We start from the raw sequence: 17598 nt of genomic DNA on the forward strand, positions 1-17598 counted from the left end.
CTGGCGGCCGATGCGGGCGACGCGGCCCTGAAGGCGGCCATTGCCGGCAGCGCGCGCACGCCCGCCAACGCGGTACGCGACAGCGCCCGCCACCCGTATGAAACGCTGACCTTCTTCGGCATCAAGCCGAACATGACGGTGGTGGAACTGGCGCCCGGCGGCGGCTGGTACACGGAAATCCTGGCGCCCTACCTGCGCGAGAACGGCAAGCTGATCGCCGCCGGCAACGACCCGCAGTCCGCCAGCGAAGGCGCACGCCGTGGCGCGGCGCGCTTCCAGCAAAAGCTCGACGCCAACCCTGCCGCCTTCGGCAAGGTGGAAATCGGCGCCTTCGCGCCGCCCGCCACCTACCGCATCGCGCCGAAAGGCACGGCCGACATGGTGCTCACCTTCCGCAATATCCACAACTGGATACCGATCGGCGAAGACGGCATGCAGACGCTGTTCAAGCAAGTGTATGACAGCCTGAAACCGGGCGGCGTGTTCGGCGTCGTCGAGCACCGCCTGCCGGCCGGCAAGGCGCAGGACGCCACGGCCAGCAGCGGCTACATGCATGAAGCGTATGTGATCAAGCTGGCCGAAGGCGCAGGATTCAAACTGGCGGCGAAGTCGGACATCAACGCCAATCCGAAGGACAAGGCCGACCACCAGGGCGGCGTCTGGGCGCTGCCGCCCACCTACGCCAACAAGGACGTGGAGCGCGACAAGTACACGGCCATCGGCGAGAGCGACCGCATGACCCTGAAGTTCGTCAAGCCCTGAGCAAGGAAAACGGGGAGCGACAGCAAATGGCGGCGCTCCGCCATTTGCTCGTGCGCGCGGCGTGTCTTACAGGTAAATGCCGTACACGCCGCAAGAGCGTGCGACCAGCGTGCACTGGCTCGCAGTGCCATTTTCGGTACAGTCAATCAAGGCCTGAATGCACTCGCGGCGCGTCGGCTGCGCGTACGCCGTGCTCAAGGCACCGGCCAGGCCAACGGCGGCGCAGAAGACAAACACGGCTTTTTTTTACATTGATCATTTTTATCCCATTCCCAAAGAGTTGAGTCGTTATAAAAAACCACTGGAAGACAAACACGCCAGCCGTCAGAAAACGTCTGTCGGCAGATGAATCGTATGGCGCATAAAAATAGTACCACCACAAAAAATTAGCAAATACGCAAACAAGAAAACAAGATTACGTTCCTTCTTTGACCCTTTTCAAGCAATAAAAAGCGGCCTGCCGGCCTTGCGTCGCGCACTTGCACGGCATGGGCCGAAAAAAACCGCAGGCCAGGCTGCGGTTTTGGTAGCGAAGCCTTATTTCTTCGCTTCCTTCGGTTTCACGGGAACCAGGCTCAAATCCTGGAAGTCGTAGCTGAAGTCCGTCTCGGCCGACACGGGCGCCATCTTCACGCGGTCGATGCTGCCGTCCGGGTTGAGCGAGAACGTCACATACGCATCGGCGTTGAAGTTGCGCTCCTTCCAGCGCACGATGAAGGTGTCGTGCTGCCAGTGTTCCAGCTCGCCCGTCAGGTCCGGCGTGCGCGTAAAGCTCAGGATGTGCTTCTTGCCCTCGGGACGGATAGTGACCTTGCCATACCAGGCGTCTTCATACTCGCCGTCATATGCCGCCAGCGGCAGCGAAGGCTGCGATTTTGCCGCGCGCGCGCTCGACGCCTTGGCCTGCTTTTTCACTTCTTCCGCATGCTGGTCCTGCTCCACCCTGGACACCAGGCCGATCCAGTCCGATGGCGCCGCCTGCAGGTAATGGTCGAGGATGCGCCACTGCATCGCCGTCATCGAGCCGCCATTTTCCGCGTTGGTGAGAATGGCCACGCCCAGTTTCGCTTCCGGCACCATCAGCACGCGCGAATAAAAGCCCTGCAGCGCGCCGCCGTGCATGGCCACTTTCATGCCCTTGTAGTCGCGCAGCTGGAAGCCCAGGCCATACGCGCTGAAGTTCGGTTTGGTTGCGGCCAGCGCAGGTTTCGGTTCAGGGATCTTGACCGGCGTTTGCGCCGTCCACAGTTCACGCGCCTGCTTTTCGCTGATCAGGCGCGCCGGCTTGCCATCCTTGTCCGTCGCGCCGGCGATCTTGCCTTCGTCGAGCAGCAGCATCATCCACTTGGCGATATCTTCCGCATTCGTGTTGATGCCGACGGCGCCCACGGCGTTCGGCACAGGCATCGATTTCACGGCGGCGATCTTGCCGTTGATCTTGCTGTGCGCATTGGCGACGTCGGGATTGCCCGCGTTTTCAGCCAGGCTGGTGGTGGTGGCCGTCATGCCCAGCGGCGCGAGGATGCGTTCGTGCATGGCCTCGCCCCAGCTCTTGCCCGCCTTGTCGGCGATGATCTTGCCGGCCACGATGTACAGCAGGTTATCGTAGGCGTAGCTGTTGCGGAAACTCGTGGCCGGGCGGATGTAGCGCAGCTTCTCGATGATCTCGTCGGTACTGAAGGTGGTGGTCGGCCACCACAGCAAGTCGCCGGCCCCCAGGCCCAGGCCACTGCGGTGCGTCAGCAGGTCGCGGATGGTCATGGCGCCCGTGACGTAGGAGTCGTGCATCTGGAAGCCGGGCAGGTGCTTGGTGACGGGATCGTCCCAGGCCAGCTTGCCCTCGTCGACCAGCATGGCCAGCGCGGCGGCCGTGAAGCCCTTCGAGTTCGATGCCACCTCGAACAGGGTCTTCGCATCGACGGCGGCCGGCTCGCCCAGTTTGCGCACGCCAAAGCCCTGGGCGGCAACGACCTTGCCATCCTTGACGATGGCAATGGCGATACCCGGCACATCGAAAATTTTCAGCGCGCTGTTGACGTCGCGCTCCAGGTCAAAGGCGGACGCCGGCGCCGCTGCTGGCGCGGCGGAGAGGGCTGGCGCGGCGTCAAATGCCAGCGCCGGCACGCTAAGGCTGGAAAACGCCAGCACGATGGCGGCGGCGATACGGTGCATGTTTTGCATGTTCATGGTGTCCAGTCAGGTTCAACGCGCTTGCGCGGCCATCAGGCGGTCGACGCTTTCCTGCGTCACCGGGTGGTAGCGTTCACGCGCCTTCGCATACACGTCCTTGGCCCAGGCGTGGCCTTGCGGCGTCTTCATCAGGGCGCTGTACAGTGGCACGACGAATTTCTGGCGGCCCACGCTCATGAGGAATGCCTGCAGGGGCTGCTGCACGTCGTAGCCGGCGTTCACGGCGGCCAGGTAGAAGCGATAGGCCACCTCATTGTTGCCGCTCTTGCCCACGCCGTAGACCTGGTCCAGTTCGCGCAATTGCGCCGCGCTGGCCTTGTTGTTGATGTCGTTCAGGAAGTGCATCGATTCGATGGCGATCCACTTGTCCATGCCCAGGTCCTTGGTCGCCAGTTCGCCTTTCAGCCAGGCGTCGCGGTGCTGGTCCAGCAGCGCCAGGCGCGGCGAGACGACGCGCTGCGCGCTGGCCGGCACGCCCGTGCCATACAGCCATTCATCGAGTTCCGCTTCCGGCATCACGTCCGGATGCTGCGCCAGCAAATTCTTGCGCAAATAGCTGATGAACTGCTCCGTCGTCACGCTCTGGAACGCGTGCTGGTCGAACCAGCCGCGCAGGAACGGGTCGAACACGGCGCGGCCGGCACGGCGCTCCATGGTGGCCAGGAACCAGGCGCCTTTCGGATAGATGATGCCGTCATCCGTATAGGTCTCGGCCGGATTGGCGTCCGCGTCGCGTGTGATCAGCGCCGTTTTCGCCGCCGGCAGTTCGCGGATCGCAGCGGCCAGTTCTTCCTGGTCTACCTGCACGCCCATCTGCGCCACTTCGCTGCCATACAGCTGCTCGACGATGCGCGTCGTGACGTAGGTGGTGAAGCCTTCGTTGAGCCACATGTGCTTCCACGAAGCGTTGGTGACCAGGTTGCCCGACCACGAGTGGGCCAGTTCATGCGCGATCAGGTCGACCAGGCTGCGGTCGCCCGCGATCATGGTCGGCGTGAGGAAGGTCAGGCGCGGGTTTTCCATGCCGCCGTAAGGGAACGATGGCGGCAGCACGATCATGTCATAGCGTCCCCAGCCATATGGGCCATACAGCGCTTCGGCCGCCTGGATCATTTTTTCCGTATCGGCCAGCTCGTATTCGGCCGCCTTGATGCGCGGCGGTTCCGCATACACGGCGGAGCGTGGGCCGAGTTTGCGCACTTCCAGTTCGCCGATGGCAATGGCCAGCAGGTAGGAAGGAATCGGCTGCGGCATCTTGAATTTCCAGCCGCCCTTGCCCGTCGCCTTTTCATCGTTTTCGGCGCTCATGACGACGCGCATCCCCGCAGGCGCATCGATGCGCGCGCTATACGTAAAACGCACGGCCGGCGTATCCTGCGACGGCACCCACGAGCGGGCGTTGATGCTTTGCGACTGGCTGAACATGAAGGGCAGCTTGCCCGACATGGTCTGTTGCGGCGTGAGCCACTGCAGGGCGATGGCGTTCGGCGCCGTGTGATAGTAGACGCGCACCTTCTCGGGCTGGCCCGTGGTGGTGATGCGCAGCGCCTGGCCCTTTTCCGGGTCGGCCTTGTCCAGCTGGTATGGCGCCATCTGCCAGGCGCCGCGCTTGTCCTGCACCTGCACCTTGGCGATCGCCAGGTCGCGCGTGTCGAGCACCAGGGTGCGCGCGGCCGGATCGATCCAGTTCAAGGACAGCTCGGCATAGCCGGACAGGGTCTTTTGCTTGAAGTCCGCTTTCAGGTCCAGCTGCAGGTCGCGCGTGCGCACCTGGTCGTAGCGCGCATAGCTCAAGGGGTCGGCGTGCGCGGCCAGGGTCACCTGGCAAAGGAGCGCACAGCCCAGCGCGCGCAGATAGGTCATAGTTTGCATGGTCGTCTTTTGAATGATTTGCGAAGGCCCCGGTCCGTGTGCGCCGGGGCGTCGCGCAGAATAGCACTTCCGGCGCAGGCCGGCAGAAAAAAGCGCCGGACTGGCCGGCGCTGTTTTCCTATTTCGCTTCCGGCCTGGCCTCGGCCTTAGTCTCGGCCTTGGTCTCCGGCGCCTTCAGCGGCGTATTAAAATCCTTCATCAGGTTGTTCTTGTCGCGGTCCTGCTTGAACAGCTCCAGGCGCGACGGCGTGATTTTTCTCGGCCAGGCGTTGTTGCTCGTGTCGATGTCCGCCGTCTCCCAGTACGGGTCCTGCACCAGGCCCACCATCGGCTCGTCGGTGATGATCACCTTGCTGATCTTGTGCGGCGCATAGCGCCACACTTCGGCCGGCACGCGCTCGATGATCTTCTTGCCGCTTTTCAGTTCGATTTCCAGGATCAGCGGCATCACCAGACCGCCGATGTTCGAGAAATCGACCAGGTACAGATGCTTGCCCATGTTGCGCTGTTCCAGCAGCTTTCTCTCCCACGGTTCCAGCCCTTCCTGCTCTTCCGCATAGCTGTTGCGGTCCTTGTTGGTGACCGTGAAATCGTCATGCTGGTTGTAGAAATCCTTCAGCGCGGGATCGATGTCGACCTTCTTCGGCAGCGCCTTGTTGCGCTGGTCCGAGATCGAGATGGGCTGGGCCTCTTTCTGCGCCTTCTTCCACGCCTTTTCGATCTCGGGATTCTTCGTGCTCACGCCGTATTCGCTGATGCCGTCGATACTGATGTCGACGCGTCGGTGGTATAAAACCAGCCGCGCCAGAACCAGTCCAGGTCCGTGCCGGAAGCGTCTTCCATGGTACGGAAAAAGTCGGCCGGGGTGGGCCGCTTGAACTTCCAGCGCAAGGCATATTGTCTGAAGGCGAAGTCGAACAATTCGCGCCCGAGGATGGTTTCGCGCAGGATGTTGAGGGCCGTGGCCGGCTTGTCGTAGGCATTCGCTGAAAACTGCAGCAAGGACTCGGAATTGGTCATGATGGGCACCTGGTTCTGGCTGCGCATGTAGTCGACAATCTTGCGCGGCTCGCCATTCCAGGACGGGAAATGCTCTTCCCACGCCTGCTCGGCCAGGTACTGCAGGAAGGAGTTCAAGCCTTCGTCCATCCACGTCCACTGGCGCTCGTCGGAGTTGACGATCATGGGAAAGTAATTGTGGCCTACTTCGTGGATGATCACGCCGATCAAGTCATATTTGGTCGTCTTCGAGTAGGTGAGCTCGCCCGTCTTCTTGTCCTTCACGGGGCGCCCGCCATTGAACGCGATCATCGGATACTCCATGCCGCCCACGGCGCCATTCACGGACAGCGCATTCGGATACGGATAGTCAAAGCTGTACTTGTTGTACTGCTCGATGGCGTGCACCACGGCGCGCGTGCTGTACTGCTGCCACAGCGGATTGCCCTCGTTCGGATAATACGACATGGCCATCACGCGCTTGCCGCCGCTGTCGAGGCCCTGCGCATCCCAGATGAACTTGCGGCTCGACGCCCATGCCACGTCGCGCACATTGGCCGCCTTGAAATGCCAGGTTTTCATGCCCGCCGCCCTGCCTTTCTCCGCCGCCAGCGCTTCCTGCGGCGTAATCACCAGCAGCGGCGTATTGCTGTTTTTTGCCTTCGCCAGGCGCTCGCGCTGCGCCGCGCTCAGGACGGCCGCAGGATTTTGCAGTTCGCCCGTGGCGGCCACCACGTGGTCGGACGGCACCGTCAGGTACAACTCGTAGTCGCCAAATTCCAGCGTGAATTCGCCGGAACCGAGGAACTGCTTGTGCTGCCAGCCGACAGCATCGTAGTAGGCGGCCATGCGCGGGAACCACTGCGCGATCTGGAAGATCGTGTTCTTGTCCTCTTCAAAATATTCATAGCCGGAACGCTCGACCAGCACCTTCTGGTCATTGATCTGATACGACCAGTCGATGTTGAACGTGACGCTCTGGCCAGGCGCCAGCTCCACCGGCAAATCGATGCGCAGCATGGTCTGGTTGATGACGTACGGCAGCGGCTTGCCGCTGGCCGCTTTCACGGCGATGAGCTTGAAGCCGCCATCGAATTCGCGGCCCGCATGAATGGCCCGCAGGTCCTCGAATTTGAGCGCCTCGTCCTCGCTGCCGCTGAGCCAGGCCTGGCGCGAGGGGGCGCTCAATACGCGGCGCTGGTCGGCATCCTTGCGCAAGCCATTCTGGTCCAGCTGCAGCCACAGGTAGGCGAGGCTGTCGGGCGAGCGGTTGTGATAGGTGATCTGCTCGCTGGCCGTGATGGCGCGGCGCGCTTCGTCGAGGGTTGCGCGGATCACGTAGTCGGCGCGTTGCTGCCAGTAGGCGTGGCCCGGCGCGCCGGAGGCGGTGCGGTAGCTGTTTGGCGTGGGCAGCAGTTCTTCCAGCTGGCGGAACTTGTCGTCGAAGGGCGCGGCGGCGGCGGAGACACTGGGAGCACTGGCGAGCAGCGCGCAACACAAGGCAAACAGGCGAACGAGGAGCGGCATGGCGCATTCCATCTGGGAGTCGTGGACAGAACTGCATTCTAAGTCGAGTCTGTTTTCAAAACGCTCAGTGTTGTCGCCACCCCACACAGCCTGCCGCGCGGCGGCCCGCCGGCACTGGCGCGCCGGCAGGCATTGGCGTATGATGCGCCTCGAACATTGGGGAGTAGTCGTTCCGCGGTCATGCCGCGGGAACCTGTATCAACATGATTGGCCCGCAGGCCATGGTGCAGGTGGTTGCAGAACTTGACGAGACCATTGATCCAGGGCGGCCGCATGGGCCGGAGTCGCCCGTGGATCATTGGTTAATTCGTCCGGCCCACGTACCTCTTGCACTCTCATGGAAGCATTCCTCATCTCCACCGGCATCGTCGGTCTCGCTGAAATCGGCGACAAAACCCAACTCCTGGCCTTTTTACTGGCTGCCAAATTCCGCAAGCCCCTGCCCATCGTGCTGGCCATTTTCGTCGCCACCATCGCCAACCACGCATTTGCCGCCGCCGTCGGCGCCTGGATCACCAGCATGCTGGGGCCGGACGTGCTGCGCTGGGTGCTCGGCGTGTCTTTCCTTGCCATGGCCGCCTGGACCCTGATCCCCGACAAGCTCGATGAGGACGAGACCAGGCTGGCCAAATATGGCGTCTTCCTGACCACCCTGATCGCCTTCTTCATGGCGGAAATGGGCGACAAGACGCAGGTGGCCACCGTCGCGCTGGCGGCGCGCTACCACGACATTGTTTCCGTCGTGCTGGGCACCACCTTCGGCATGATGCTGGCCAACGTGCCGGCCGTCTACCTGGGCGACAAGATCGCCAACCGCGTGTCGCTGCCCCTCGTGCATGGCATCGCGGCACTGGTGTTTGCCGTGCTGGGCGTGGCCACCCTGCTGGGCGCGGGGGCGGCGCTGGGATTCTAGAACAACATTGAAAATTCCTTATTTACAATGTTCATGTGCATAATTACAATGTCGTCGACATGAACACCGGCGCGCCGGGCCTGACTGGCCAGCGCGCTTTTTTAAGGAATGTATGCAGTTCACAGGAAGAGCGGCGGCACTATGCCTGGCCGCCTGCGCCAGCATCTTGCCGGCCACCAGCGCCGCATCCACGCAGCATCGGGCGCCATCCGGCGCACGGCAAACCGTCCCGGAAGTACGCACGCGCGACCTGCTGCTGTTTGCCGCGGGCCTGATCCTGCTGGCGGGGCGGCGCCGTCCCGGGCACGACAAATGGCAGCACGAGCAGTCGCGGCAAGACGATGTACAGCACGACGCGCCACGGCAAGGCCCTCCCGCGCTACAACAGCAGTAGCACCGCGTACTCGCGGCCCTCGTCGCGCAGGGCGATGCTGTCGCCAGCCTGCGCCACGCCATCGACGGACAATCCCGCGGCGCGTCCCTGCGCCTGTTCCACCGTGATCGCATAGCTGCTGGCGCCAAAGCGGTAATGCAGCTTGAAGCTGCGCCATTCCGCCGGCATGTTCGGCGCCAGGCGCAGCACGTCCGCTTCGCGCGTCAGGCCAAGCAGGGACTCGACGATCAGGCGGTACAGCCAGCCCGATGACCCCGTGTACCAGCTCCAGCCGCCGCGCCCCACGTGCGGTGCCACGGCATACACGTCGGCCGTCACCACGTACGGTTCGACCTTGTAGCGCGCCACCGCCTGCGCATCAACGCCGTGGCGCACGGGGTTGATCATGCGCAGCAGCTCCCACGCTTTTTCACTCTCGCCCATGCGCGCAAACGCCATCGCCGTCCAGATGGCCGCATGCGTGTACTGGCCGCCGTTCTCGCGCACGCCCGGCACATAGCCGCGGATATAGCCGGGATTGAGATCGGATTTGTCGAACGGCGGATCGAGCAGCTGGATCACGCCGGAGTCACGCCGCACCAGGCGCGCGTCGACCTGGCGCATGGCGCCGGCGACCCGTTCCTTGTTGGCGGCGCCCGACAGCACGCCCCAGCTTTGCGAAATCGAATCGATCTGGCATTCCTCGTTCCTGTGCGATCCCAATGGCGTGCCGTCGTCGAAATACGCGCGCCGGTACCACTCGCCATCCCATGCATGTTCCTCGACATTGGCCGCCAGTTTCACGGCTTCATCGCGGCAGAACTGGGCAAACGGCGCATCGCCGCGCAGCACGGCCACTTCGGCAAAGCGCTGCAGCACTTCATACAGGAAGAAGGCCAGCCACACGCTCTCGCCCTTGCCGTGTTCGCCCACCTTGTCCATGCCGTCATTCCAGTCGCAGGAACCGATCAGCGGCAAGCCGTGCACGCCCATTCGCAGGCCGTGGCGGATGGCGCGCACGCAGTGTTCGTACAGGTCGGCAGACTCGCCCGAACGCACGGGCAGGTCGTAATACGAATCCTCTTCCTGCTTGACGGCGCGCCCCTCGATGAAGGGCGCCACTTCCGACAGCACGTTGACGTCGCCCGTGGCGATCACATAGCGGCAGGCGGCCAGCGGCAGCCACAGATAGTCGTCGGAGCAATGCGTGCGCACGCCGCGGTCCGAAGGCGGATGCCACCAGTGCTGCACGTCGCCCTCGACAAACTGGTGCGCCGCGCACAGCAGCAGGTGCTTGCGCAGCAGCTGCGGCGCCGTATGGATCATGGCCATCGCGTCCTGCAGCTGGTCGCGGAAACCATAGGCGCCGCCCGACTGGTAATAACCGCTGCGCGCCCACAGGCGGCAGGCGATGGTCTGGTACATCAGCCAGCCGTTGGCGATCACGTCAAGTGAAGGATCGGGCGTCTCGATGCGCACGGCGCCCAGGGTCGTTTCCCAGTGCGCGCGCACTTTTTCCAGGGTCGCGCGGGCCGCCTCCTTGCCCGCATGGCGCTGCACCATGGTGCTGGCGTCGGCATTGCGGCGCCCGCCCACGCCGAGGATGAAGACGATTTCACGCTCCTGCCCCGGCTGCAATTCAAATGGCACCTGGATCGCCGCGCACGGGTCCAGTCCCGTGCCCGCCTTGCCGGACAGGCGTACCCGGCGCAAGGCGGCCGGCTGCGCCAGGCTGCCGTTGCGGCCGATGAATTCATTGCGGTCGCAAGTGATGGAACGGATGCTGGCATCCGTATTGAAAAAGCCCACCCGGCCCGAAAATTCCGTGTTGTAGTTGTTGCGCGCGAACAGCGCGCCGCTGATCGTGTCGACTTCGGTGGCCACGTGCATGCCGGACTTGGCGCGCAGGTCAGCCAGTACCCATTCCACATAGCCGGTGACGGACAGCCGGCGCGGCACGCCGCTGTCGTTGCGTACCTTGATCACCGAATATTTGACGGCCGCGTCCAGCGCCACGTAGGTGCACAATTCAGTGGCGATGCCCGCTTCGCTGTGCTCGAACACGCTGTAGCCGAAACCGTGGCGCGTGACGTAGTCGCCGCTGCCGCGTGCCGGCAGGGATGAGGGCGACCAGAACTGGCCACTCTGCTCGTCGCGCACATAAAACGCCTCGCCGGACAAGTCGGAGACAGGGTCGTTCTGCCATGGCGTGAGGCGGAATTCATGCGCGTTCTCGCTCCAGGTATACGCCTGCCCGCCTTCCGACACCACCGTGCCGAATTGCGCGTTGGCCAGCACGTTCGACCACGGCGCCGGCGTCTGTTGATCCGCGCCCGTGGTGATCACGTATTCGCGCCCGTCCGGCGTGAAGCCGCCGAGGCCATTTTCCAGGATCAGTTCGCGCGCGGGCGCCCGGTGCGGCACGCCGGCATGTTCACGCGCCGGTTCCTGCAGCAGTGGCGGCATGCGCAGCACGGGGCTGGGCGGACGCTTGACCTGCTCGGCCAGGGTGCCGCGCAAGTCGCTGATGATGGCGCGCGCCACCGATTGCAGCAAGATGCGGTCTTCATTGGCGATCTGCTCAGCCAGGCGCACGAAGATGCCGCCCGGTCGGTCGATCGCCTGCGCATCGATGCCCGAGGCGATCAGGCCCATGATCTGGTCGTGCAGCAGCTGGCGGTAGCCCGACTGCTCTTCGTACCAGATCACCAGGTCGACGATCAGCCCTTTCAGGCGCCAATAGGCATGCGCCTGTACCATCTGGCGCGCCAGCTCGATATTGGCCGCGTCGCGTATCTGCAGCAGCACGATCGGCAGGTCGCCCGAGATGGCATACGCCCACAGGCCCGACTGGCCGCGCTGGTTCTTGATCAGGATGCTGGCCTCGGCGCGCAGGGCCGCATTCGGATAAATCACGGCATTGGCCAGGCGCGCATACAGCTGCGCATCGGCTTCGCTGGCGTTGAGCTGGCGCAGCACCACCTGGCTGTGCGTCCAGGCCAGTTCGAACACGCGGTCGGCCAGGTGGCGGTCCTGGTATTTGTCGATCAGGTGCAGGGCCGCGTCGCGCTGTTCGGCCATGCCGGTGACGCTGTCGACGGTGACGGCCTGGTCGGGTTCCAGGGTGATGACATAGCGGATGGCCACGACAGGGTCGAGCACCGAACCATGGCCGCCGCTGAGCGGGCCGCTTTCCTGCAACGCCTGCGGCAATTGCGCCGTGTTGCCACGGCCAATGAAGCGCGCGCGGTCCGTCTCGAACGACACTTCGTAGCGCTCGATATCATGCACCGTCATCACATGCAGCAGCCACGGCATCTGCTCCTCTTTCGAGCGGGGCCGGCGCGTACATAAAATCGCCTTTTCATGCGCGAGGATTTCCGTCTGCACGAACAGCTTGCTGAAGGCAGGATGGGCCGCATCGGCCGCCGCCGGCGCCATCACCACTTCGGCAAAACTGGTGATCTCGATGCGCCGCTGGCGGTTCGAATTATTGCTGATGCGCGTGCGGCGAATCTCGATGTCGTCCTCGGGCGAGACGACGATTTCCGTGTACAGGTCCAGGCCATGATCGGCGCGGCGGAACTCGGCCCGGCCCTCGGAAAAGATCACCTCGTATTTCTTCGGCTCAGCCAGGGTCGGCTGGTACATGGTGGACCAGACTGCACCGTCGTCGAGGTCGCGCAGGTAGCAGAAATTGCCCCAGTTATCGCGCGTGCTGTCTTCGCGCCAGCGCGTCACGGACAGGTCTTTCCAGCGGCTGTAGCTGCCGCCCGCATTGCTCACCATGACGTGGTAGCGGCCATTCGACAGCAGCTGCGTTTCCGGCACGGCGCTGTTGGCCTGCGTGAGGATGCGCATCGGCATGGCCTGCTCGGGCGCGCCGCTGCGCAGCACCGCCAGTTCGGCCGTATTCGAGTAAAACGCGCCCGCCTGCGGCGTGCGCTCCTGCAGCACCAGCAAGGCCGATTGCAGCAGCGGATCGGACTCGAAACGGCGCTGCATGGGGCGGTCGTGCAGCAGGTAGCTGAGGGCCAGGAAGCCCATGCCCTGGTGGTGCACCATGAACGAGCGGATGATGGCGCTGCCCTGCCCGCGCGGCAGGCGCGCGGTGGTGAAATCGATGGCTTCGAAGAAGCCATAGCGGCCCATGTAGCCGGCCGCCTGCATGCGCTGCAGGTTCTGGCACGACGCCTCCGGCCGCACCATCAGGCCCATCATGCTGGCATATGGCGCCACCACCAGGTCGTCGGCCAGGCCCCGCTTCAGGCCCAGTCCCGGTACGCCGAAGGCGCGGTATTGATAGTTCAGGCTGGCGTCGACGGTGTTGTAGCCGGACTCGGAAATCCCCCACGGCACGTCGCGCTGGCGGCCGTAATCGATCTGCGCATCGATGACGGAATGGTAGGTCTGGTCGAGCAGGGTATTCGGGTAGTTCGGCATCACCAGGAGCGGCATCAGGTACTCGAACATCGAGCCGCTCCACGACAGCAACACGGGCTGGCCCGCCACCATGCACAGCTGGCGGCCCAGCGCGAACCAGTGCTCCTGCGGCAGCTGGCCCTGAGCGATGGCGATGAAGCTGGCCAGGCGCACTTCGGACGCCAGCAAATCGTAGTAGCTGGGGTCCAGGCGCCGTTCGCTGACGTTGTAGCCGATGGCCAGCAGTTTTGTCGACGGGTTGTACAGGAAGCCGTATTCGATCTGCGCGAAGTCGCGCGCCTGGCCCGCCGCATGGGCGATGTCGCGCATGTAGCGCGCGGCCTGTTCGCGGCCCTGCGCCAGCAGCGCCGCCAGCTCGGACGGCACGCCTTCCATGCTCTCCAGGTTGGCCAGTTCACGCAGGGTCGGTACGCGCATCAGCGCCGCGTCGACGCCCGCTTGCGCCGCCCAGGGCGCCAGTTGCAGCAACTCGGCCAGCGCCGCGCGGCACTGGCGCGCCAGGGCGCCAGTCCACATCGACAGTTCGCCATCCTCGCTGTGCAAGGTCAGCGACAGCAAGGCGTCGGCGGCGCCATTCGCGGCGGCGAGATAGGCATGCCATTCGGCCAGGCTGGCCGGCGCGGCCTGCGCCTGCAGCAGCGCCATGCTCTCGCGCATGGCCTTGCCTTCGCCTTCGGCGGCGATGCATTCCTGCAGCACCTGCGCCGTCGTGCGGATGCCCTGCACCACTTGCGCGCCGATGATGGGCGCGTCATACAGTTCCACCAGTCCCGGCTGCAGGGTCAGCAGATGGCCGGCCAGGTTGCCGCTGTCTACCGTCGAGATGTACATCGGCTGCAGCGCCTTGAGCGTCTGCGTGTCGTACCAGTTATAGAAGTGGCCCTGGAAGCGTTCCAGCTCGCCCATGGTGTGCAGGGTGGCGCGGCTGCGCTCGATCAGCTGGCCCATGCTGATGTAGCCGAAATCATAGGCCGTCAGGTTGGCCAGCAGCGCCAGGCCGATATTGGTCGGCGAGGTGCGGTGCGCCACCACCAGGGTCGGATGCTCCTGCATGTTATCGGGCGGCAGCCAGTGGTCGTCTGGCCCGACGAAGGTGTCGAAATAGGCCCAGGTCTTGCGCGCCACGCCGTGCAGGAAGCGGCCCTGATCGGCCGACAGGCGCGCCACGGCGCGCTCGATCGGGCGGCTGATCCACCAGGCGATGGCGGGGGCGGCGAACCACAGCAGCAGCACCACGGCGGCGGCCGGCAAGGCTTCCGGGCGCCAGTGGAGCAAGGCGCCGAAGGTGGCCAGCGCCAGCGCGGGCGAGCACCACATGGCGCGCCAGCTGTCCGCCTGCGAGCCGGAGGAGCTGTGCAGGTTCGAGGCGCGCCAGTCGAGCAAGTGCTTGTGCGACACGCCTAGGCGCCACAGGGTGCGCACGATGGCGTCCAGGCTGATCCACGCTTCGTACGGCAGGAAGACGAGGGTCAGCATGGCATGCGAGAACTGCACGCCGCAGCGCCGCTCGAACGCGGCCAGGTGCTGGCGCCACAGGGTATCGCGCGGCTTGCGCAGCAAATCGTACAGGGCTGAAAACACGGGCGGCAGGAAGATGATGGCCAGCACGGCCGCGCTCCAGAAGGCCACGTGCGGCAGGAAGCCCCACACCAGCAGCAGCGACAAGGTCGTGGCAGGCGCCACCACGCTGCGGCGCAGATTGTCGAACAGCTTCCAGCGCGACAGCATCGACAGCGGGTTGCGTTCGCGCTTGCCGGCGCGGCCCGGCACACGGCCCAGCAGCCAGCCGATCAGCTGCCAGTCGCCGCGGATCCAGCGCTGGCGGCGGCTCACGTCGGCGTCGTAGCGGGCCGGATATTCCTCGTACAGCTGCGAGTCGCTCAAGAGGCCCGCGCGCAGGTAACAGCCCTCCAGCAGATCGTGGCTGAGGATTTTATTGTCGGGCAGGCGCTGGCCCAGCACGCGCTCGAACATGTCGAGGTCATAGATGCCCTTGCCGATGAAGGAGCCTTCATAGAATACGTCCTGGTACAGGTCGGAAACGGTGCGCGTGTACGGGTCGATACCGGGTTCGCCGCCGCACAGCAGCTCGTAGCGCGAGGCGTTCGCGCTGGGCAGCGCCACGGCCACGCGCGGCTGCAGGATGCCGTAGCCGGCCACCACGCGGGTGCCGGCCGCGTCCAGCACGGGACGGTTCAGCGGGTGCATCATGGTGGCGATGAATTCGCGCGCCGCGTCGCGCGGCAGCAGTGTATCCGTGTCGAGCGTGATCACGTACTTGATGGTGCGCAGGCCGCGCAACTCACCTTCCACCAGCGAGAATTTGTCGCGCGCGCCGCCGCGCAAAAACGCGTGCAGGTCGGAGAGCTTGCCACGCTTGCGCTCCTGCCCCATCCACGCATTCTGCTGCGAATTCCACAGGCGCGGACGGTGCAGCAACAGGAACGGTCCCACGTGGCCCAATGCATCGGGGTCGGCCGGGTCGCCGTTGTCCTTGTACTCGACGCCTTCCACGCGGTATTTGTCATTCAGTGCGCGGATGGTCTCCTGCGCCTGGCGGAGCAGGGCGTCGTCGCCCGGCAAGGTTTGCGCCTGCGCGTCGACAAAGTCCGTCAGCAGGCAAAAGCGCAGGTTCGGATCGCGGTTGGCCAGGTAGCGCACTTCCAGCGCCTCGCACAGGGCCGCCACGTTTTCCTGGCTGTAGATCAGGGTCGGCACGACGACAATACCGCGCGCGTCCGACGGAATGCCGCCCTGGTAATCCATGCGCGGCAGCGGGTGCGGCGACGTCATCAGGGTCGCCAGCCAGTTCACCACGGCCACGGACAGCTGGCTGCTGCCCAGCAGCGCCAGCACGCCCAGCGCCGCCAATGGCCAGCCCTGCACGCCGTGGCGCACGGCGCGTTCGAGCAGCAGCGCGCTGGTGGCCAGGGTCAGAAAGGCGATCGCGCCCAGGTAGACGGCCAGCGGCGCGGCGCGTGCCGTATGCTGCAGCGCCTCGACAAACGGCAATTTGGCGCCGGCCTGCTTTTCCAGCACCAGCACGCCCCGTCCGACCAGGTAGAAGCCGATGTGGCCGCGCCGCGCATCGTTGCCATTGCCATGCGTGTGCGCCAATTGCACCACCATCTCGGCCACTTCCACTTCGCTGCGCGCGCTGCGCTTGGCGATGCGTTCGATGGCGTGGCGGTAGCTGTCGCGCGTGGCGAAATCCATCAAGCCATACGTGCCGGCCGGGTCCAGGCGCAGGGTTTGCTCGACCACGCTCATGGTCTCGACGAATTCCTGCCAGTCCATGGTGCCGAGAAAACGCAGGCTGCCGATGCTGTTGGCGATCGAGACCTGGTCGGCCGCCTGCTGCCCGATCTCGGACTGGATCTGCTGCTCGATGGTGAGGCCCGATTCGGCCAGCTTGTGCGTCAGCCACGACAGGGCCAGGGTGAGCGACGGACTTTGCCCCTGCAGGCGGCGCGACAATTCCGCCACGAAGGCACTGGTGATGGGCGGATTCGAGCGCGCCATGTCGGCCACCAGCAGGATCAAGCCGCTGGGATTGCGCTCGGCTATTTCCGTCATCTGGTCGGCCCAGGTATTGGCCAGGTCGCGCTGCATGCGGTCGTCGGCCACGCGCACGGCCACGCGGCGCAGGTTCTCGATCAGCGCCAGGCGCAGCATGATGGGCACGGCCCACAGTTCACCAAGCGTGAGCGTGGCCACGTCCTGGTAAGCCTCGACGAAGTGGCACAGGTTTTCCAGGTCGACCCTGCCATCGCCATGCGAGATGATTTCCAGCGCGATTTTATACACGCGCGGACAACCGGCATCCGTGCCGGAGGTCAGCCGAGGCAGCTCCTTGCTGTAGTTCTTCGGCAGGTGGCGCCGCGTGGTGCGGATCTGTTCTTCGATCAGGTAAAAATTATCCAGCAGCCATTCCGAGGCGGGCGTGACCTGGCGCCCGCTTTTCACCGTGGCCGTCAATTCATTGACGGTGGCCGTGATCAGGGCCGCGTTGTCGGCCAGGCGCGCCAGCAGGCGGTCGCGGCCATGATGCCGTCCCACCGCATGGCCGGCGGCCACGTGCTTGCCATGGGCGGCCATCTGCATGGCGCTGAACAATTCCGAGCGCAAGGGCAAGGCATCGTCGCGCGCGGCGTCGAAGGTATCGGGTGCAAGGGTATGGTCGCGGAAGATTCCCCTGGCTTTGGAAATCTGTGCCTTGATTTGCTGCGTGACGACTGCTGTGTACTCTTTCAACTTGGGCCTCGCTAGGTGCGCGCAGGCAGCCAGCGGCCGCCGTCACGCTGGCCCAGTCTGGAAGAACACGATCGGACACTGGCGAAAACGGAAAGCGAAGCGCCGGAGCGTTGCGACGAATCTCAGGGTATAGGGAGATTTTCTGAACTTCATCGTAGGGGCGCGCCGCGCGCAAGACCGTGCGCTAGCGTACACACCCGGCGTTTTAGGCGTGTGTCGGCAAAGAAAGTGGCGGGGTGAACGGGGGAAAGATTGCCAGGAGGAA

At 64.5% G+C, this 17598-nt stretch carries 6 protein-coding genes, 1 pseudogene and 1 riboswitch; of the genes and pseudogenes, 3 read left to right on the forward strand and 4 right to left on the reverse strand.

The genetic code is table 11. The annotated features are described in order from the left end of the window. Positions 1–762, forward strand: a complete 762-nt coding sequence (locus JaAD80_RS02855) for a class I SAM-dependent methyltransferase (RefSeq protein WP_102292794.1) — start codon at positions 1–3, stop codon at positions 760–762. A 537-nt stretch (positions 763–1299) separates the two neighbouring features. Here the strand turns inward: JaAD80_RS02855 and JaAD80_RS02860 are convergent. From JaAD80_RS02860 to JaAD80_RS02870, 3 genes and pseudogenes are all read right to left on the reverse strand, one after another. Beyond that, complete coding sequence (locus JaAD80_RS02860; RefSeq protein WP_102292795.1) at positions 1300–2943, reverse strand: serine hydrolase; 1644 nt, start codon at positions 2941–2943, stop codon at positions 1300–1302. Between the two features lie 21 nt (positions 2944–2964). Beyond that, entirely contained in the window at positions 2965–4824 is a 1860-nt protein-coding gene (locus JaAD80_RS02865; protein WP_102292796.1) for a M1 family metallopeptidase, read from the reverse strand. Between the two features lie 118 nt (positions 4825–4942). Continuing rightward, a pseudogene (locus tag JaAD80_RS02870) lies at positions 4943–7350 on the reverse strand (M1 family metallopeptidase). Positions 7351–7496: 146 nt separating this feature from the next. Next, positions 7497–7678: riboswitch (yybP-ykoY riboswitch) on the forward strand. Between the two features lie 9 nt (positions 7679–7687). On the opposite strand from JaAD80_RS02870, the gene JaAD80_RS02875 reads away from it, so the two are divergent. Together JaAD80_RS02875 and JaAD80_RS02880 are read left to right on the forward strand one after the other, a co-directional pair. After that, on the forward strand, positions 7688–8263 hold the full coding sequence (locus JaAD80_RS02875; protein ID WP_102292797.1) for a TMEM165/GDT1 family protein: 576 nt from the start codon (positions 7688–7690) through the stop codon (positions 8261–8263). A gap of 112 nt (positions 8264–8375) precedes the next feature. Further along, complete coding sequence (locus JaAD80_RS02880) at positions 8376–8657, forward strand: hypothetical protein (protein ID WP_102292798.1); 282 nt, start codon at positions 8376–8378, stop codon at positions 8655–8657. Here the strand turns inward: JaAD80_RS02880 and JaAD80_RS02885 are convergent. Continuing rightward, positions 8643–17270: a GH36-type glycosyl hydrolase domain-containing protein gene (locus JaAD80_RS02885; protein WP_374755219.1), complete on the reverse strand. Its 8628-nt coding sequence runs from the start codon at positions 17268–17270 to the stop codon at positions 8643–8645. The two genes, JaAD80_RS02880 and JaAD80_RS02885, sit on opposite strands and share 15 nt — an antisense overlap. Between the last annotated feature and the right edge of the window lie 328 nt (positions 17271–17598).

Origin of the sequence: Janthinobacterium sp. AD80, from assembly GCF_002878455.1 — a bacterium.
Classification (GTDB): Bacteria; Pseudomonadota; Gammaproteobacteria; order Burkholderiales; family Burkholderiaceae_D; genus Janthinobacterium.

Excerpts from the sequence above, each read along its gene's own strand:
- JaAD80_RS02860 (WP_102292795.1), bottom strand. The coding sequence starts at position 2,943 with ATGCAAAACATGCACCGTATCGCCGCCGCCATCGTGCTGGCGTTTTCC.
- JaAD80_RS02865 (WP_102292796.1), bottom strand. The coding sequence starts at position 4,824 with ATGCAAACTATGACCTATCTGCGCGCGCTGGGCTGTGCGCTCCTTTGC.
- JaAD80_RS02875 (WP_102292797.1), top strand. The coding sequence starts at position 7,688 with ATGGAAGCATTCCTCATCTCCACCGGCATCGTCGGTCTCGCTGAAATC.
- JaAD80_RS02880 (WP_102292798.1), top strand. The coding sequence starts at position 8,376 with ATGCAGTTCACAGGAAGAGCGGCGGCACTATGCCTGGCCGCCTGCGCC.